Raw genomic sequence first — 17,628 nt, forward strand, 5'->3', positions numbered from 1 at the left:
GCCGGCCTGCTGATTGCGGACACCGAACGGGTCAGTCTCGCGGGATGAAGTCGACGTGGGGCCCCGGCTCGATAATGAACACCGCGAGCGTGGCGAGAACGCAGGCGACCGCAGCGACAGTCATCGCCATATGGAATCCCGAGAATAGGTGAGGACCGCCCTGCTGCAGGACGCCGCCGAGTAGGGCGATGGCAAAGAGCGACCCGGCGCGCGAGACCGCGCTGTTGACGCCGGACGCGGTGCCGGCGCGATCGGGCTCGACGGAGGTAAGGACGAGTGTCGTCAACGGCGCGATCGCCAGGCTCGGGCCCAGAGCCAGCAACAGGATGCTAGGGAAGATATCCGCCCAATAGGTCGCACCGACACGGAGTGCCATGGTGCATCCCGAGGCGACGACGGCGCCGCCGGCGAACAATGGCAAGCGCCGGCCGAACCGGCGGCAGAGCATACCGGCGAGCGGCGAGACGACGGTAATCAGCACTTCTAGGGGAGTGAAGGCCAGGCCCGCCACCAGCGTCGGCAGGTGCGCGCCCCGGATCATCACGAACGGGATCAAGGTTAGCATGACCGTGAACGGCCCATAAAGAAGCGCGGTGAACAGGTTTGCGCCGACGACCGACCGCGAGGCGAAGAGGGACGGAGGCAGCATGGCGTTATCGCCTAACCGCCATTGGCTCACGACCAGACCGGCTAAGCCGCCCAGACCGACCATCAGGGTGACGAGCACCAAAAGGTTCGGACCGGAACCGTTGGTCAGGCTGGTCAGCCCCGCGCCGAGCCCGACGAGCCCGACCGTCGACAGGACCGCACCACGGACGTCGACACAGGCGTGGCTGGCCGGCGAGTCCGTGGGTATCCACACGACACCGGCGGCCAGCGCGCTGGCGACGACGGGCAGGAGCATCAGAAAGGTCTTCCGCCAGGATCCGTCATCGAGGATCGCGCCGGCGATCGCGGGCGCGACGCCGGCGCTGCCCTGCGCCCCGATGGCCTTAGGCTCGGAGAGCGCCAGGCCGCGGTCGGTCAGGATCAGGGACGCGCTGCTCACGACGTAATCCCTCAGATCAGGTCGGGCGATTCGCGGCGCGCGAGCTCATTGGCCAGCAGCCTGAAGCCGAGTCGCCGTGTACGTTCGCGGATCACTCCTCGCAACATAAATTCAACCTCAAGCAATAGATTGTAAAGGCAACGACGATCGACACGATTCAAAAGGTCGACGATGATCCACGAGGAGCGTAGAACCGCTCGCCGACCCCGAGTATTCACGGACGAACGCGGATGATCGTCTTCCCGCTGATCCGCTTGGTCGGATTGAAAGCGGCGACAGCATCGTCGAGGGTCGCGATCTTGCCGATGTTCGTCCGCAGTCGTCCGTCCCGCACCCGCTGGACGATTTCATCCAGTTGGGCGCGATCGGACACGAGAACAAAGTCAATCGCCAAGCCGTCGACGGGCCGTGCCTCAGTCGGGCCGGCGATGGTCACCAGCGTTCCTCTGGCTCTAATCAGGCCTGCGGACCGCTTCGCGATGTCGCCGCCGAAGACATCGAAAACCAGATCGACAGGGCCGACGTCTTCTATGGCGTCGTTCTCGAGGGCAACGAACTCCTGCGCACCGAAGTCGAGCGCCGTCTGACGGTGGGCGGCGCGTCCGGTGCCGATGACGTAGGCGCCGGCCTCACGTGCGAGTTGCGCTACCATCGACCCGACTGCGCCGGCCGCGCCGTGCACGAGGACGCTCTGGCCCGCTTGAAGGCGACCGTGCACGAATAGTCCTTGCCACGCGGTTAGGCCCGGCATCGCCACGCTCGCAGCCACCGTGAAGTCAACGTCGCCCGGCAGCGGCGCAAGGTTGCGCGCCTCGACGGCCACATACTCCGCCAGCGTGCCGCCGCGATAGGAGTCCGTGAGGCCGAACACCCGCTGTCCCACCGACAGCCCCCTCGTGCCATAGCCAAGGGCGGTGACCACTCCGGCCAGCTCTTGCCCGGGAATCACCGGCGCCCGGTCGCGGCCGAGGCGATCGGTCCAGGTCGAGGGCCACGTCAGCTCATCCCAGGTAAATCCCGACGCATGAACCTGAACGACGACGTCGTTCATCGCTGCCTGCGGCTCGGGCTGATCCACAAGCTTCATCCCCGCCGTTCCCGCGGCCTGGTCCGCTACCACAATCGCCTTCATGTAAATTGTCTCCTCGGTTGTTTGTCTCCTTGCTGGATACGTTCCAGCGATAAAAAGCCCGATCGACAACTTTTGCCAGCGGCATCCCTGTGTTGGTGAAGCGTTGCGTTCGTTGACGATTTCATTTGTCGAGCAGCGGATAGAACTGGGTCCAGACGTCATCTTTCGCAGCGCTCGCTATGTGGCAGAACGCGCATTCCGATTTTGGTTGCAGCTTTGCTGTCGGTGCCTTCGGCTCGTGATGATTGAAGTTGTAGTAACCCCAGCCTCCGGTGTCGGCGTAGCGCTTGCTGTCCTTGACCGTCACGTCCGCACCGTTCAGCTTTCCGGGGAAGAAGCCTCGCCCGGAAGCCTCGGTGCGAGATCCATCCGGGCTCTCGGCTGGGAGCGTCAGCTGTAGTTCCTTGAAGAAGATCGTTTCCTCTGGGAACTCACCTGTCGTTTTGTAGATCTCGTATGAGCCTGGTTTCGATATAGACGTTGTGAAACTCAGGAAAATTGGCCTTCCCGCCGTTGAGCGCATTGGGAGTGAGAGGTGAGCCGACGAACACCCACTCATTGAAATTCGTCGGCAGGATCAAGTCGCCCGACGCGGTATATTCAGGGAGATAGCGCTTCCTCGTCGGTACGCTGCCGTTATTGGATTCGGACTGCGCGAATACAGTTGTTATAGCAACTGCGCTGGAAACCGCTCCAGCGATCAGTAGGGTAAGGTGCCTACGTTTTTTCGCCACGACCATAATTTTTCTCCTACGCAATTGAGTGATATCCGTCGAGGTCGCCCTTGGCGTCGCTCGATGAGATCTGCGACAGGGATACCCATTCATCGCGGCGCGGGACGAAATTTCCCAATAGCCGGCATCTATAGTTTCCATAACAGCGGAGAATGTTGCTGCGACGGTCCTCTCGGCCATTCGAAAATCAAGGCAAGTTGCGCAGACCGCGACGACACCATGCCGCACGGGCGAGGCATAACAATCTTCTATCGACTCTATGGCGAGAGGTGATTTTCCCCGCCGGGGTTCGACCGTCACAGTGTGAGACTGCTATCAGAAGCACCTACAACCCAAAACGAGACTGCAAATGACCACGCCTACAAACCAGAGACGACGAGCTTGTCGCCGAGAGGCACAGCCGTTTGTAGAGCAGTGCGGCCGCGGCGTTATCGATGCACAACCCTGCCCGCGAGAACTCGGCCGGGAAGCACCGAATCGGCGGGGCATGGTGCTGATGGCATGCGTGCTCGCGTCCTCAATGGCGTTCATCGATGCGACCGCGCTGCCCGTTGCAATGCCGAAATTGCGTGTCGATTTCGGTGCGGACCTTGCCTCCGTTCAATGGGTTCTTAACGGCTATATGTTGGCGCTCGCCTCGCTGACATTGATCGGCGGCGCCCTCGCCGATGTTTATGGCAAGGGGCGTATGCTCGCGCTCGGCTGCGTCCTGTTCGGTCTGGCGTCCGCGGCATGCGCGCTGGCGCCTTCTCCCGCCTGGCTGATCGCTGCCCGCGTCGTGCAAGGCGCGGCAGCAGCGATCGTCACCCCCGCCAGCCTCGCCCTGATCGGGGCCACCTATCCGCGCGCAGAGCGGAATCGGGCGATCGGCATATGGGCCGCGGCATCGGCGCTTACTACTGCCGGAGGTCCTGTCTTGGGCGGCTGGCTGACCGAGACCTTTGGCTGGCCATCCGTGTTCTGGATCAACCCGCCGATCGCGGTCGTAGCAGTAGGAATTCTGCTGGTCTTCGGGCCTAAAGATGACCGCATCCGGCGCAGGTTCGACGTGATTGGCGCCGCGATCCTCGCTTCGGCGCTCGGGGCGCTCGCCTGGGCGCTCAGCCAAATCGGCCCGGGTGAAGCTCAGGCCGCGGCGAACACACCGGCTCAAGTGGAAACGGTGCTCACGATCGTCGCTGGGCTCGGGATTGTCGGTCTCGCCGCCTATGCGTTCTGGGAGAGCAGAAGCAAACACCCGATGACGCCGCCTCGACTGATGGAGAACCGCGCCTTCCTCGGGCTGAACGTCGCGACACTGATGATCTATGGGGCGGTTTCGATCATGTTCTTCCTGCTCCCCTTCGATCTCGTCGACCGCCGCGGTCTGCCGGCAACCGATGCCGGTTTGGCGTTCCTGCCCTTCGCGCTCGGTGTCGGACTCCTGTCGGGCGTGTTCGGCGGGTTGGCGGACAGGACCGGGGCGCGGGCCATGCTCATCGCAGGGCCTACAGGTGCAGCGCTTGCTTATGTTTGGATGGCGCTCGGTCAGGAAGCATCCCTGATGCTCGGCGTGATTGGGCCCATGACACTGCTTGGCCTGTCCTTCGCCGTGCTCGTGGCCCCGCTCACCGCGTCCGTCCTATCGAGCGTTGACCAGACGGACGAAGGGCTTGCCTCCGGCATCAACAATGCAGCGAGCCGGATTGCGCAGCTCGCCGGCGTGGCGCTGGCCGCCGGTGTCGCGTCTTTCGAGTCTGGCTTCGAAGTGGGTCTCGCCCTAGCTGCCGTGACCTCGATCGGCGGCGCCCTTATAGCTGCCGTAACCCCAACTCCGGCCGCGGCGAAAGCGGGCGGCTCGGGAGGAGCTTAGAATGACAGATTACGTTCTGATCCATGGCGCGTTCCACGGCAGTTGGTGCTGGACTCGCGTGCGCCGCCTCCTGGCCTCAAAAGGCCATCGAGTGTTCACGCCGACGCTGACCGGTCTCGGAGAACGGTCGCATCTCTTGAGCCGTGAGGTCAGCCTCGGCACCCACATCGCGGATGTCGCCAACCTCATGGCTTGGGAAGAGCTGCGCGACATCGTCTTGGTCGGACATTCCTATGGTGGATTTATCGTGCGCCATGTCGCTGACCGGATGTCGGACCGGATCCGCTCGTTGATCTATCTCGATGCCTTTGTACCAGACAACGGTAAGGCTCTTTTCGACTACGTACCCGACAAGGGCAAAAAATTCCGAGAACTTGCCGCAGCGAACGGTGATGGCTGGAAGCTCCCGCCGCCTCCGGCATCGCTCATGGCGGTGAACGCGGCAGACGCCGATTGGGTTGACCGACAGTGCACGATGCAGCCACTGTCCACTTTTGAAGCGCCGGCGCAGATCAGCGGCGCTTGTGACGCGATTCCAAACGTCGGATACATCCGGGCGCGGGGCTATGCCAGCCCTTATTTCGACGGCTTTTACGCCCTTGCGGGAGAACGCCGCTGGTGGCGAGAGGAGTTTGCATGCGGGCACGATGTGATGCTCGACATGCCAAACGAACTGACGGCCTTGTTGCTGCAACGGGGGTAGAGAGAGGCCGTATTCGGTCCCATTCTAGCGGCTCATTGGCAAGGCAGACATTTCGCTGCGAGCGAAGGTGTGCTGGCGTTCCCACTTGACCGTTATCTGAACCGACGAGCGCTGCTGGTAGCGGCCCCCATCAGAGCGAAGGCCATTGCGGCGACCAAACAAGAGATCGCGCCACGGTCTCCGCCCAAGCCGAAGATCAGCGAGACCAGCGCGGAACCAAGTGACCATCCGATGTAGCGAGCCGCGGCATTCATCCCACTTGCGGCCCCGCTGCGCCCTACGGGTCCAGCCGTCATCATCGCCGTGTTGTTCGGGGTCTGAAAAAGACCAAAGCCGATACCGCAAAGAGCCAGCCGCCAAGCGACATCCCACTTTGCCGGAGTTGTCGGCAAGAAGACCATCAGGAGCAAACCGACCGCCAACAACGCCAAACCAATACTGCAGATCACCGAGGCTGGGTGGCGGATCGTCAAGCGGCCGGCGATTGGAGCCGTGACGGCAGTCATTAACGGCCAGGGTGTCACAAGAAAGCCTGTTTCCACGGCCGACAGATGCATGCTCGTCTCAAATAAAAACGGCAAGGAGACATAAGCCAGAATTTGTGCTGCATAGGAGCAGACGGACGTCCACACCGATAGGGTAAACAGAGGTATACGGAAAAGATCGAATGGCAACATTGGCATAGGGTGCTGGAGCTGTTGTCGAACGAAGAGGCCAAGACAGAAAAGACCTGCTACGATCTCTCCCGTCGCAATGGGCCCATCGCCGGTACCCAGCGTGCCGACACCGACGACGAAAAGCCCGAACGCCAGCGCATTGAGAGCGGTCCCGGTCAGATCGAGAGAGCGCGCAACCCGCAGGTCTGGTGGTGCAGCGGCAATAAACAGCGGTACGGCGAGGCAGAATGGCACATTCACCAGAAACAACCAGGGCCATTTTGCCACGGCAAGTATTGCCGCCGCGATGGTGGGGCCCAATGCTCCAGGTATCGCCACCGCTAATGCGACCAACGCGATGCCCTTACTGACCATGCGGTGCGGATAGACCACGCGTACAAATGCAACGCCCGCCACAGCAACCCCGGCCGCTCCGGCACCCTGAATCAAGCGCGCACTCACAAGTATCGGCAATGTCGGAGCGAAAGCGCAACCCACCGACGCGAGAACAAAAATAGCCAGACCGGCGGTATAAATGCGTTTCAGACCGAGCGACTCGGCCAGACTTGCAACAGGCAACAAGCAGACCGTTGCCGAAAGCTGATAGGCATTCACGACCCAAACGGTCGCCGCGTCACTACTCGCGAATGCACGCGAGATGTTTGGCAAGGCGATGTTCACGATCGCGCTTCCGAGGGAACTTAGACCGAGTCCAAGCAAGATGCAGAGCATTACCCAGCGGCGCTTCGACGCCGTTAAACATTCGACGCCGCCCATCAGGATCCAATCTCCGCCGCGAACCTTAGACGACCGACTTTGCGCATACTCTCAGTAACCGATTCGTAGACCGATAATCGAAGGAACAGCTGTGTTGACCATAATGGCACTCTCTCATTAGAACAGGTCGGACGGATTTCGGTCTGGAGGCATGTGGGCCTATGTCGCCTCGGCATAGCGGCCCTGTCAGGCGGGAAGGCGTGTCGCCCCAGTTTGGTAACGTCATACAGTCTTCGTTGGTCCGCCCCGTGTGCTCTTCTCAAGAAGTGCTATCGGACTCGCGCCCAGCCGCAGTGCTGATGGGCGAAACCGATCTGAGCATGGACCGCGGTCACCGCTTGGCGCAGGTGGTCCTCAAGCTTGTCGATATCGATCTCGCCGCGCGCTAGAAGGCCAATTTCCTCTGCTCTCGGCAACAGCGTGCGGAAGGTTTCCGCGGCCCATGAATAAAGAGGCGAATCGGGGCCGCCGCCCACCGGGGTCTCCGAAAACACGCGGGGCAACTCCACCCCTGCATTATAGAAATGCTCCACCATCCGCGCTCCAGCATCAGGGCACGTGACGACTGAGCGAAACGTTCTATTGATCAGGTCGGAGGTATCCTCCCATAGCGGGACCAGAGGAAAGGACCACCACGTTCCGAGGAGGAATACCTCATGGAAGGCGACTGCGCCGCCTGGCCGGAGGTGAGTGGCCGCTGCGCGGATCAGCGCGACCGGGTTGCTCTGGTGGACCAAGACATAGCGACCGATAGCCAGATCGCAGTCTCTGGAGCCAATCATTTCGGATGCATTGCCTTCCATGAATTCAATATTGGTGTGACCAGCGGCGCGCGCGCGCTCGCGGGCCATGGCGATCGCGGCAGCGTTTCGGTCTATCCCAACAACGGCCCCGGTCGGCCCGACCATTTCCGCCGCGAGCATTGCCACGTCGCCCGCTCCGCAACCGAGATCGACGACGCGCATGCCCTTTGCGAGCCCGATCTCGCGCAGCAGGCGCGTCGTGATCGGACGGAGATTTTCCGCCTGCAGCATCAGCCTCCGAAGTTCCCGGTTCGAATGCCCCAAGATATAGCTTTGCATCAAAGCAGCCTCCTATGCCACCCGAACGTCCTGAATCGCTGTACGAGGCGCACAAACGGACTCGCAATCCGCTTCGCTCTGCGGCGCGCGCCAATGACCCCTCGCGATTCGCTCCCTATCGGCGTCCCGTACACTTGCTTTCCTGTCTTGACGCTGCGGCCCGCGCCGCGCCTGCCTCTCACGAGTAGTCACCGCCGCTTTGCTGGCCGAGATTGCCGAGGTAGTCGCGTTTCCCGATGTTTGCTCCGAGCTGCCGAAGGATCGCGTGCGCAATCGAGATGTGGAAGAAGAAGTCGGGCAGCACCAGGTGCCGGATATAGTCGTCGCCGCCGAACCAGCCTCGCACGATCGGCGGCCTCAGCTCATATGTGTGGGACTGCGCGCCGGCAATCGCGTCCGGCTGCACGTTTTGCAGGAAGCCGCGCGTCTCGAAGAGCCGTCCCTTCAATGCCGGGTACATCATGGGGGTACTATGGGGGGCTGGCGCGTCGTGTTGCATCAGCTTCGCCATGTGTGCCTCGATCTTGTTGCAGCTTACGGAAAACTGTTCTCCGAAAGTCAGCATGTCGGGCGCAAGCCGCTCGCCAAGGATCGTCCCAGGCTCAATTTCCATGGCTCGCTCGAGCGCTTGAGCGTGGTGGAGATAGTCGTCCATCACGTTGAGTCCGTGCACCATCACGGGGACCGTAATATCATAGACAGAGAAGGGCACATCGAACTCCATACGCTCGTTTGTACTCTGTACGTCGGCCGGACCCGAAAGGTCGACAACCGAAACCAATGGTCCCAATAGGCTCTTCAATCTTCCAGCTTGCCGCACCAACTTGCGGGATTCGACATTACTTCCACGAAACCGCGGCAAGAGGAGGCCTCAACATATGCGGTCGCCTAGTGACGCAGGACTGGATAGCCATTCACATAAATCCAGTCCGTGGCCTGGGCCGGTACGTGGCACCCCTGGCAATCGGAATGGTAGTCCGTCGAGGTGGTCTTGAGCGGCTTGTCCGCGTCGAACCACGACCATCCCCACCCGTCGCCCCACAACGGATTGCCGAGGTGCATTTCCTTGCTGTCTCTCACCATGACGAACCAGCCCTTGAGCTTGTCGGCGTGACTCACCGTGCCGGTGGTCATCTCGTTCGTCGAAGTCGCGAAGACCTCTTTCACCAGAACGGCGCCATCCGGGAAATGGCCCGTCTTTCGATAGGCGTCGATCGCCCCCGGAGATGCGTAGACGGCGTGGACTTCTTTCGAGCCTTGGCCGCTGTCGGCGGCAATCGCCCAGCTGCCGAGCGCTTGGTAGAGAGTTCGATAGTCGGTGGGCACGCGCAGGTGCCCGGCGGCGTCCACCACGTTTGCGGTCGGCCCGGCTGGAGTAGCTCCGCTGATCTGCGCGAGCGCCGCGACGCAGCCGGCGGCCAGCGAGACGGCGATAGCCAAGCCGACGATCCTCAATAACTTCATGGGGCTCTCCCTTGCTGCTCGCGCGCGACATGGTGACTCGGTGCAACGGCTTCAAACCATTGTTTCAATCGCTGTGGGACCGACCGCGCGTGCTCGGCGGGCCCAGCCAGACCCAAGATCGGACGCAGCCGGCAGAATTAGAAATTCCCTTTGGACATGCATTTGATAGGCGCGAGGTATCGTCGCCCCCCGGCGTCCCAGCTGTCCGCGATCATCCGTCGAGGAGTGCGCCGGACTCGGGATGCCGCAGCGTAGGAGGACATGAAGGGGCACTTCGCGATTATTCTTTCCGGTCGTGTCGCAACGCTTCGAACGCCATGCGAGAGCCTCGATCCGTACCCTAGGCCGGACAGCTCTTGTCGCAGCTCCGCGTGGAGCAAGACGACGCGAGCGTCCTCGACCTCCTAGTAGGCGATACGAGCGCACTCTCGCCGAGAGGCATTTCAAACTGGATTATTGCCGGATCGTCCCGGATGTCGCTTTCCCGCTTCTGCCTCCCTCGCGAGTGACGTGGAAGCGACCTGGCGCAGCGAGGCCAAGATTTGCGCCGGCTCCTCCCGTATCGTGAAGTCTGGTTCTACGAATGCACTGCGGATCCGGCCTTCTGCGTCGATCACGTAGGTCGCGGGAATGGGCAGCATCCACTCCGGTGACCCGTGCCGCGCGCCGAAGTCGAACCCTAGCGCCGTATAGTGCGCCTTCATCTCGTCGGGCACCCGGAACAGCACGCCATATGATATGGCAACGCCGTAGTCGACGTCAGAGAGCACCTTCAGGTCCAAGCCCAGGTTCCGCTTGAGCTGCCGCGGGAAGTCTCTCGTCTCGGGCGTCACGACGGCGAGGGTCGCGCCGACGCTCTCGAATTCGTCCTTCGCTGCCTGGAGGGCGCACAGCTCTGCGGTGCAGAACGGACACCAGCCACCTCGGAAGAAACTCAGGACCAGGGGGCCGTTGCGGCGCAGCTGTTCAGAGGAGTGGAGACGGCCGTCAGCGTCCGGCAGGAGGAAGTCCGGCGCGTCGTCTCCGATCTTCAACGCGTGCGATGCCACGTCGGCATCGCGGAGCCAGCGCACCAGGTGGTTGTATGACTCCCAGTCAGCTGCGCTGAAAGTCGTCAACAGCTCAGTACGAATCCGGGCAAGTGTCTTGTCGGTCTGATCTAACATCGGTTGGGGGTCATCAGGCTGAGGGTCGATTAGCTGAAAGCGGCTGTCCGTCGGCGTGCGTTTCGTGCTCATGCGCGCGCTCTCGACACCAAAGGGACCGCCGCGTGTGGTACGCCACGAGTGGGGGCTTCGACCGACCAGTCGCGAAGCCGCGCGACCTTGACGAAAGCGTCCAGCGCCGGGGAGTAGCGACGCCCCTGCACAGCCAGCAGCCGCACCTCCCGCACAACCAGGTCACCGTCGAGCGGAATGGTCTTGAGCGTCGGAAGGCGCGGCATGTGCTCGGGTGCGAGCATCACGCCGAAGCCAGCGGCGGCCATGTGTTGCAGGTGCAAGTCGTGACCGCTGCAATGGCCGAGTTGGGGCGGTTTCTCGGGGAAATAAGATTGCTGGATTTTCGGGGCGACGTCGCATCCAGCGCGTTCCAGCAAGACGGTCTCACGGAGGTCGTCGATGTCAATCGAGGGACGATTTGCGAGCTTGTGTGTTGGCGCGAGAAGCGCGACGTATCGCTCTTCGAACAACAACCAATGGTCGATGCGGGCGGGCACGTCCCGGACGTCCCCGACCATGGCGGCGTTGATCTCGCCCTCAAGCAAGAGGTCGACGAGCGTCTTCGCCGCTCCCTCGCGCAACTCGACGTGAAGTCCAGGGACGAACTTTGCGATCTCCGCAATCGGATCGAGGACGAGCGAGGCCGAGATGGATGGAGCAAGGCCAATCTTGAGCGGCGCGACGTCCTTGCGCTGGAACTCCTGGGCCCGGCGACGCACGGCCTCTGCCGAGGCCAGCGTGCGTTCCAGCATCGGAAGCACTTCCTTTCCAAGATCGGTCAGATGAGTGAGCTGGCGTTCGCGGTAAATCAGCTGACCACCGAGTTCCTGCTCGAGCTTCTGAACCCCCTTGGTCAGGGCGGGCTGCGTAACATTGCACTGCTCGGCTGCGCGGGTGAAGTTGAGCGTGGACGCAACGGTGAGGAAGTAGCGAACCTGATGAAGCTCCATGAGTTGGTAGTTTCTCCGTCAACGTGCGGCTGTCGATAGGGGACCCGCCTTTGCAACCGACGACGTGCCGGGCACGCAGCGATCGTGGGGTGTAGATGCATCTTGCATGCACACGTTGGAACGGGTCGGCCCATTGATTTGGACGCGCGGACACGCTTCCAGGAATTTCTGCGTGCCGGGCAATTGAACGCAAGGTGGACGAGAGCCGGATGAGCCGCGGCGCCCGCTTATGCCGCCCCCAAGCCATGATCGTCGGCGCTGCCGGTCAATCGTGCGATAACAAGCGGCGGAGCTTCAACGACAATTAGTCAAACCTCTTTTTTCTCAAAGCCTGACTAAATGCGGGACTGGATGGCAGTTCGAACCCAGAGTCGAGCTCGCGGCGGACCGCCCTCCCGACGGAGCGGTATCAGGCGCGCAGGGTTTCGCCGCCCTTTGCGTCCAGGTAGTACTGAGGCGCCTCGCGACCGTATTTCCCGTAGTCGCGCACGATCCGCACTCTTCGGATCCGCCTTGTCATTCGGCGCGGGATGTGTCCTCGTACGCCGCGCGCTGCAGCGGCGTCCTTCCAGGATACGAGCAGATTCAAGTCGCCGGGCGTGAGCATGGCGTCGAAGATGTCCCAGGACGTGCTGTCGGCCGCCCACGAGTTCAGGCCGAGCCACTCGGCGCAGTCGTGCGGGTTGGTGGTCTGATTCCACTCCTCGGGGCGCGTTGCGTTGATCAGTGTGACCGTCGTTCCCTCCCCGACTCCAGTCTCGTCGAGCCGCTTTTCCGTGAGGGCGTACCCCCTAGGGACCTGATTGGGCGCGTTTGCCTTACTTATACTCTGCCTGTCTTCCCTTCCCACCGCGATAGTCACTGACCGCGGGGAATTTCGGATGAGGGAGCGTAGGTGGTGTCTGGACCGCTGCTCCGGACAGCTGCATCGCCGACACGCGGGAGAAGGAGGCGCACCAGGGTGCCGGCGCCTCGCTCGCTCTCTATATCGATCGCGCCGCCCCGCGCTTCGGCGAACCGCTGAACCTGGGGGAGTCCGATGCCGCTGCCTCCGCCAGCCGCCTTTGTCGTGAAGTACGGAAAGAGCGCCTGCAACAGGATCTCCTCGGGCATGCCCTCCCCTTCGTCGGCGACGACAATCTCAATGAACCCGCGGTCTGCGCTAGCGGACGGGTCCACATTTCGTGCCAGGACGGTGATCGTCCCGCCGCTCGACATAGCGTCGTCCGCGTTTCGGCAGAGATTCAGGAGAGCAAAGTACAGCTCTTCCGGGTCGGCATTGAAGGTCCATAAGTCAGGAGCGATCTTGGTACGGACAGTGATGTCTGGACGCAACGCCAAGTCAAGTGTACCCGCGATCGCGGCGAGGCGACTGCCCGTGACAAAGCCGTCAATCGACTTGCGGCATGGTAGTGCAGTGTTGAGGAGCTGATTGCTGAGTAACGAGCCTCGCGTAATCGCCTCCTGCATTTTGCCAACGATGGCCCTGCGACATGCGGCGTCACTCTGACTCTCGAGTAGCCGCAGACCCGCCGCCAATCACGGCGAGAAGGTTCTTGATGTCGTGGACGGCGGACTGTGCCACGTCCCCGGTCGACCACCCCTCCTCCCGACCGGGGGACAAGATGATGCCGCGCGTGCCGGCGCGTGGCGCGGTCCGGCACAGAACCCCGGAGATCTCGCCGTCGCGCCCAACGAGCGGAATCTCCACGCACCTGGTTGCGATGACGCCGTTGCCGGTATCGCTGACGTTCTGCATCCTCGCGCTGAATGGGCGCTGTACCACAAGCAGAACGCCGGCGCGGTCCGCGAGCACGACGACTTCCTCGGACGGATTGCTCTCGACGGCCATCGGAAAAGAAACGTCGGATGACGATTTGATCTGCATCTGGGGAGCTCCTTGCTTGCGATCGTTCAATGGGGCACCAAACTTCGGCCCATACACGCGGGCGACACCATTCGAAGATTGGGTCTCAGACCGCAAAACGTAAAATCACCTCTTGCCATGGAGTCGATAGCTCCCCGTTATCGGCGCGTCGCGAGGGCGGCCCTTCCCGCTCTGCTGACTCGCTAGAACGGAACTCCCGACGGCGACCCAGAGGTGTTCCTCGGGGCCGCCGTGGATTATGCGCAGCCATCGAGATCATAGTTTTACGGGGCAATTCTTCGCCGACAGAAACTGTGGGCAAGCGCGCACGGGAGCACCACGCGACGGCGTTCAGTCCGCCGCGATCCGTAATTGCAAGCGACCTCATGACGAAAAGCATAGCGATGCAAGCCCGAACCCAGGATACATCCTGTTCACAAGAGCAGTCTGAACGATCGCGATGAGGCTCATGTGTCCCCATCACTGAAAATCGGAGGACTCACTAGAAGCGGCGCCCGACCACACACACCTTTGTGCTATCTCTCGCGTGGGCCGGCGACCACCTGAGCGAGTGCTCGCGGAACGAATAGCCATACTCCTGCCGCGGCAGGCCCAGCGTCTTGCCGATAACGGGGAGCTATCGACTCCATAGCGAGAGGTGATTTTCCTTTCGACCGCGATAGATTCAATCTCGGGCCGATCGTCGCCCGGCGGGGCGCGCGGTTTCCAAGCGCACCGACTTCTCGGCCGCCAGATCGCGGTGTTCGCGGCGTCGATTTTCGGCGGTCGTCGCAACCGCCCTGCTCTGGGGAGCTTCGCGCAAAGAGCAAGAGAGGCGCAGCAGAACGCTGGCAGATAAAACATCATAACAGCCGGTGCAAATACGGGATCGTTAGTGGGAGGTCTTTCGATGATTCTACCAACCGGTACGACTGTAGCCGTCGCTGACGGCGAGACGATCCGCCTATTCCACAATACGGGCGTGAAACCGGGGGTGCACTTGGTCGAGATCACTGCGGCTCCGCCTCCATCCGCCCATTCGGGCTTTGGTGCGCGGCAAGGCGCATGCGCCTCTAACCTAGATGGGAGGCGGCTCGTCGAAGACGACTTCGCGGCAGCGATGGCTGCGTTCCTGAACAAGCTGAGCCTGGACGGGACCATAGAACACCTAGTCGTTGTCTCCGACCCCAGGATACTGGAGGGGATGCGCAAACACTTCAATTGCGACCTGAGAGGCAAGATCTTAGGAGAGCTCGCGAAGGACTTCAGCCGGCGTCCGCTCGAGGAGATAGCCTCACTGATCGCAGACGCCTGACGCGGCTCCGGACTGGTTGAGCATCCAGATTCAGGATGGATCAAAGCATCGCAACGAGCATCGATTGTTACATCGACGCCATCGCTCAAGCTACGGTCCGATATCCAACATGCCGTTTCGCTCTGCCCCGGCGGTCGGTCAGCACCGAAGCACCGTGTCGGCCGCCAAGAGAGCTGCCGTGACAGCGCCTGGCAGCCGGCGCAGGCAGCGGGCGATCTTCGAGCCGGAAGCCGAGTGAGAAGGGGCACGGCGGCGCCGGAGCGCGCCCGCTCCTCTGGCCGTCATGGCTGATGGCGTGGTGACGACGCCCCAGCGTAGCCTGGCTATCTGCTGGAAGGCATCGACTGGCGAATGCCGCATACCTGGCGACCGCAGGCGGCTGGCTGATCGCGGGGATTTGAATCGGTGGCGATCAGCGGTTCGGACAGAGCCCGCGTTTTGTAATCCACTGGTCTGCGATGGGCGCCGTCGATTCTCTTCCCGAAGATCTGACCGTGCTGCAGCCGATGCGCGCCGAGCTATCCAACAGTCGTTAGATCGGCGATAGCTCGCGCGAGCCAATAAATGCGGATCATGAGTAAGAGACAGTGCCGCGCGTGATTATTGCGTTCTCGTATAGACCGTTCCAGGACGTCTCGAACTACAGCGCCAGCCATCTAGCGCGTTGGTACAGGATCAATGCAGCATCCAGGAATTTTCCTTGGAGCACGCGCACCCCGCATTGCGCAGGGTATGACGACGTTGATTGACGTTACAGCGACTGAACGTGACTTAGACCTCAAGCAGAACAACAGCGTCGGCTACGAAGTGCGATGCAACCAGCGGCATTCCTCGCTACGGCACCAGCCACGCTTGGCGAGCGGCAATAACGAGTTTCTATCGAATCCATTGTGAGAGGTGATTTCCCTCGGCGGCGCTGCAAAGTAAGTCTCAGCAATCGTGGTTCAATCGACCTCGAGAACAGGCATCGCGATGGGGTGCCGCGGCTACGAGTGTTTCTTGAACGATGCAAATGCTGCTGTCTTCGCTTGACGGAAACGTCAGTCGCGTCAGGCGATAGCAGAAACTCTAAAAGGCGCTTCATCTGGATCACCTCCAGCCTTCTAGTGTGCGCCTCAAAACGGAGAATGAGATGCGACGATACCTGTGGGCGGTCGGCCTTCCGATCGCTTTATTCTTCATGGTTGACCAACCACCCGGTTACTCGAAAGAGCGACGCTCGGCTGCCGAAATGCGCTTCGATGACGCTGTCGCGTCACCTCCGGAACTTCGCGCGTTTCTTCAAGCAATGCCAAAGGGAGCAGACCTGCATTACCACTTGACCGGCGGTGCCTACGCCGAGAACCTGATAAGGGCAGGCGCCAACAGAGGAGCTTGCATTGACGCAAATAAGTTTCTTGCCATGCCACCACCGTGTGATGCCGACCGCGGTCTTCGACCTATTTCAAATGCATTGCGGGACGCGGATCTGAATCGACAGATCGTGGATGCGTGGTCCATGCGAGGCTTCGTTGCTGACGCGGGATTCACTGGTCACGATCAATTCTTCAGGACATTCAATCTGTTTGGTCACGCCGTCGAACCAGGTGCGCTGATCGCTGAGGTCTCGAATCGCGCTGCAGGCGAACGGCTCATCTACATGGAGCTGATGACCTCCCTACAGACGGACGCGATCAAGCAAATCGCGTCCAATGTCACGTGGACCGATGACTTCGGCACGATGCTGGACAAGCTTTCGAGCCTCGGTATCGCAAGAATTGTAGATAATGCGGTTAGCGACCTCGATCTGCTAGACCGGGAGCGAGCGCGCATTCTTAAGTGCGGCCAGCACGATTCCGAACCTGGATGCAAGGTCGAGTTACGGTATTTGATGACGACAAATAGAACTGCAACGCCGGTCGATGTCTTCGCCCAGACCGTATTCGGCTTCATGCTGGCAAAGAATGACTCGCGAGTCGTAGGCGTCAATTTCGTTGCTCCCGAGGACTTTCCCGTAGCGCTCGCAGACTATTCCCTGCACATGCGAATACTGAACTACCTCGAATCCAAAATGCCAGACGTAAGAGTTGCTTTGCATGCCGGCGAGCTGACGCTTGGGCTCGTCACGCCCGAACACTTGCGCTCTCATATTCGAGAAGCGGTCGTGACTGGCGGTGCCCGGCGGATCGGTCATGGTGTTGATGTCATGTATGAGGATCGGCCGTACGAACTATTGCGGATTCTTGCTGATCGGCACATCGCGGTGGAAATCGCCCTAACCAGCAACCGGCTCATTCTGGGCGTAGCGGGTCGGCAGCATCCGTTTCCAGTCTATCGGCGATTTAATGTCCCTCTGGTAATCGCGACCGACGACGAAGGGGTTTCCAGAACCGATATGACCAATGAGCTGGTCACCGCAGTCACATCGTACAGATTGACTTACAGCGATGTCATATCCCTCGAACGGAACAGCTTGGAGTACTCCTTCCTGCCCGGCCGGAGCCTATGGGAAGACACGACCAAGTGGAGGCTGGCGTCCCCCTGTCGAGAGAGCCCGAAAGATCGACCGTCTTCCGCTTGCGCGGCGCTCTTGCAGAGCAACAAGAAAGCTGAACTCGAGTGGCGCTACGAGCGGGCACTTGAACAATTCAATTCAGACGGCAATTGGCCGTCGCGGCCTAGGATACCCGGCGGTCACGGCTCCCCAGGCGAACTCGCACCGTAACACATCGAAATCAAGGATTGAGGATCGAGGAGAAGTTCAATGCCAACATTCTTTATGAAGTGCAGCAGGCCGCTCGTTGGGCCGACGACGCGGACAGTGGAAGAACACCTCCTGCTAAACGATC

General features: G+C 61.2%; 17 protein-coding genes. 4 read left to right on the forward strand and 13 right to left on the reverse strand.

Annotated features, from left to right (window positions below; genetic code table 11):
• Positions 1-31 precede the first annotated feature (31 nt).
• The 4 genes from ACVWW3_RS27550 to ACVWW3_RS27565 form a co-directional block, all read right to left on the reverse strand.
• Positions 32-1,048 carry an MFS transporter gene (locus ACVWW3_RS27550; protein ID WP_456648035.1) on the reverse strand — a complete coding sequence of 339 codons (1,017 nt, stop codon included), beginning with the start codon at positions 1,046-1,048 and terminating at the stop codon, positions 32-34.
• A gap of 214 nt (positions 1,049-1,262) precedes the next feature.
• On the reverse strand, positions 1,263-2,180 hold the full coding sequence (locus ACVWW3_RS27555; protein WP_456648034.1) for an NADP-dependent oxidoreductase: 918 nt from the start codon (positions 2,178-2,180) through the stop codon (positions 1,263-1,265).
• Positions 2,181-2,301: 121 nt separating this feature from the next.
• Positions 2,302-2,703 carry a cytochrome P460 family protein gene (locus ACVWW3_RS27560; RefSeq protein WP_456672203.1) on the reverse strand — a complete coding sequence of 134 codons (402 nt, stop codon included), beginning with the start codon at positions 2,701-2,703 and terminating at the stop codon, positions 2,302-2,304.
• Positions 2,612-2,920 carry a hypothetical protein gene (locus ACVWW3_RS27565; RefSeq protein ID WP_456672468.1) on the reverse strand — a complete coding sequence of 103 codons (309 nt, stop codon included), beginning with the start codon at positions 2,918-2,920 and terminating at the stop codon, positions 2,612-2,614. Before ACVWW3_RS27565 ends, ACVWW3_RS27560 begins: the two co-directional genes overlap by 92 nt.
• A gap of 514 nt (positions 2,921-3,434) precedes the next feature.
• Between ACVWW3_RS27565 and ACVWW3_RS27570 the strand changes: the two genes are divergently transcribed.
• Positions 3,435-4,766 carry an MFS transporter gene (locus tag ACVWW3_RS27570; protein WP_456648032.1) on the forward strand — a complete coding sequence of 444 codons (1,332 nt, stop codon included), beginning with the start codon at positions 3,435-3,437 and terminating at the stop codon, positions 4,764-4,766.
• A 1-nt stretch (position 4,767) separates the two neighbouring features.
• On the forward strand, positions 4,768-5,469 hold the full coding sequence (locus ACVWW3_RS27575) for an alpha/beta fold hydrolase (RefSeq protein ID WP_456648031.1): 702 nt from the start codon (positions 4,768-4,770) through the stop codon (positions 5,467-5,469).
• A gap of 92 nt (positions 5,470-5,561) precedes the next feature.
• On the opposite strand, the gene ACVWW3_RS27580 is transcribed toward ACVWW3_RS27575, so the two are convergent.
• The 9 genes from ACVWW3_RS27580 to ACVWW3_RS27620 form a co-directional block, all read right to left on the reverse strand.
• Positions 5,562-6,902 (reverse strand): MFS transporter, encoded by a 1,341-nt coding sequence (locus tag ACVWW3_RS27580; RefSeq protein ID WP_456648030.1) that lies wholly within the window; start codon positions 6,900-6,902, stop codon positions 5,562-5,564.
• Positions 6,903-7,171: 269 nt separating this feature from the next.
• Positions 7,172-7,984: a class I SAM-dependent methyltransferase gene (locus tag ACVWW3_RS27585; protein WP_456648029.1), complete on the reverse strand. Its 813-nt coding sequence runs from the start codon at positions 7,982-7,984 to the stop codon at positions 7,172-7,174.
• Positions 7,985-8,162: 178 nt separating this feature from the next.
• Positions 8,163-8,708, reverse strand: coding sequence for a DUF1993 domain-containing protein (locus ACVWW3_RS27590; protein ID WP_456648028.1), 546 nt, complete (start codon positions 8,706-8,708; stop codon positions 8,163-8,165).
• Between the two features lie 164 nt (positions 8,709-8,872).
• Positions 8,873-9,448 carry a cytochrome P460 family protein gene (locus ACVWW3_RS27595; RefSeq protein ID WP_456648027.1) on the reverse strand — a complete coding sequence of 192 codons (576 nt, stop codon included), beginning with the start codon at positions 9,446-9,448 and terminating at the stop codon, positions 8,873-8,875.
• 443 nt (positions 9,449-9,891) lie between these two features.
• Positions 9,892-10,686 carry a peroxiredoxin-like family protein gene (locus ACVWW3_RS27600; RefSeq protein ID WP_456648026.1) on the reverse strand — a complete coding sequence of 265 codons (795 nt, stop codon included), beginning with the start codon at positions 10,684-10,686 and terminating at the stop codon, positions 9,892-9,894.
• Positions 10,683-11,618 (reverse strand): LysR family transcriptional regulator, encoded by a 936-nt coding sequence (locus ACVWW3_RS27605; RefSeq protein ID WP_456648025.1) that lies wholly within the window; start codon positions 11,616-11,618, stop codon positions 10,683-10,685. Before ACVWW3_RS27605 ends, ACVWW3_RS27600 begins: the two co-directional genes overlap by 4 nt.
• 409 nt (positions 11,619-12,027) lie before the next feature.
• Positions 12,028-12,480, reverse strand: a complete 453-nt coding sequence (locus ACVWW3_RS27610; RefSeq protein ID WP_456672204.1) for a hypothetical protein — start codon at positions 12,478-12,480, stop codon at positions 12,028-12,030.
• A complete protein-coding gene (locus tag ACVWW3_RS27615) occupies positions 12,477-13,088 on the reverse strand; it encodes an ATP-binding protein (RefSeq protein WP_456672205.1) in 612 nt (203 codons plus the stop codon). The genes ACVWW3_RS27610 and ACVWW3_RS27615 overlap by 4 nt, the downstream gene beginning before the upstream one ends.
• A gap of 31 nt (positions 13,089-13,119) precedes the next feature.
• A complete protein-coding gene (locus ACVWW3_RS27620; RefSeq protein ID WP_456672206.1) occupies positions 13,120-13,506 on the reverse strand; it encodes a hypothetical protein in 387 nt (128 codons plus the stop codon).
• A gap of 889 nt (positions 13,507-14,395) precedes the next feature.
• On the opposite strand from ACVWW3_RS27620, the gene ACVWW3_RS27625 reads away from it, so the two are divergent.
• Together ACVWW3_RS27625 and ACVWW3_RS27630 are read left to right on the forward strand one after the other, a co-directional pair.
• Positions 14,396-14,800: a baeRF12 domain-containing protein gene (locus ACVWW3_RS27625; protein ID WP_456648022.1), complete on the forward strand. Its 405-nt coding sequence runs from the start codon at positions 14,396-14,398 to the stop codon at positions 14,798-14,800.
• Between the two features lie 1,132 nt (positions 14,801-15,932).
• Entirely contained in the window at positions 15,933-17,504 is a 1,572-nt protein-coding gene (locus ACVWW3_RS27630; RefSeq protein WP_456648021.1) for an adenosine deaminase, read from the forward strand.
• The last annotated feature ends 124 nt before the right edge of the window (positions 17,505-17,628 follow it).

This window comes from Bradyrhizobium sp. LM2.9 (assembly GCF_054056555.1).

Excerpts from the sequence above, each read along its gene's own strand:
- ACVWW3_RS27595 (WP_456648027.1), bottom strand. The coding sequence starts at position 9,448 with ATGAAGTTATTGAGGATCGTCGGCTTGGCTATCGCCGTCTCGCTGGCC.
- ACVWW3_RS27565 (WP_456672468.1), bottom strand. The coding sequence starts at position 2,920 with ATGGTCGTGGCGAAAAAACGTAGGCACCTTACCCTACTGATCGCTGGA.
- ACVWW3_RS27560 (WP_456672203.1), bottom strand. The coding sequence starts at position 2,703 with ATGCGCTCAACGGCGGGAAGGCCAATTTTCCTGAGTTTCACAACGTCT.
- ACVWW3_RS27590 (WP_456648028.1), bottom strand. The coding sequence starts at position 8,708 with ATGGAGTTCGATGTGCCCTTCTCTGTCTATGATATTACGGTCCCCGTG.
- ACVWW3_RS27615 (WP_456672205.1), bottom strand. The coding sequence starts at position 13,088 with ATGCAGGAGGCGATTACGCGAGGCTCGTTACTCAGCAATCAGCTCCTC.
- ACVWW3_RS27625 (WP_456648022.1), top strand. The coding sequence starts at position 14,396 with ATGATTCTACCAACCGGTACGACTGTAGCCGTCGCTGACGGCGAGACG.
- ACVWW3_RS27580 (WP_456648030.1), bottom strand. The coding sequence starts at position 6,902 with ATGGGCGGCGTCGAATGTTTAACGGCGTCGAAGCGCCGCTGGGTAATG.
- ACVWW3_RS27600 (WP_456648026.1), bottom strand. The coding sequence starts at position 10,686 with ATGAGCACGAAACGCACGCCGACGGACAGCCGCTTTCAGCTAATCGAC.
- ACVWW3_RS27575 (WP_456648031.1), top strand. The coding sequence starts at position 4,768 with ATGACAGATTACGTTCTGATCCATGGCGCGTTCCACGGCAGTTGGTGC.
- ACVWW3_RS27555 (WP_456648034.1), bottom strand. The coding sequence starts at position 2,180 with ATGAAGGCGATTGTGGTAGCGGACCAGGCCGCGGGAACGGCGGGGATG.
- ACVWW3_RS27620 (WP_456672206.1), bottom strand. The coding sequence starts at position 13,506 with ATGCAGATCAAATCGTCATCCGACGTTTCTTTTCCGATGGCCGTCGAG.
- ACVWW3_RS27570 (WP_456648032.1), top strand. The coding sequence starts at position 3,435 with ATGGCGTTCATCGATGCGACCGCGCTGCCCGTTGCAATGCCGAAATTG.
- ACVWW3_RS27630 (WP_456648021.1), top strand. The coding sequence starts at position 15,933 with ATGCGACGATACCTGTGGGCGGTCGGCCTTCCGATCGCTTTATTCTTC.
- ACVWW3_RS27605 (WP_456648025.1), bottom strand. The coding sequence starts at position 11,618 with ATGGAGCTTCATCAGGTTCGCTACTTCCTCACCGTTGCGTCCACGCTC.
- ACVWW3_RS27585 (WP_456648029.1), bottom strand. The coding sequence starts at position 7,984 with ATGCAAAGCTATATCTTGGGGCATTCGAACCGGGAACTTCGGAGGCTG.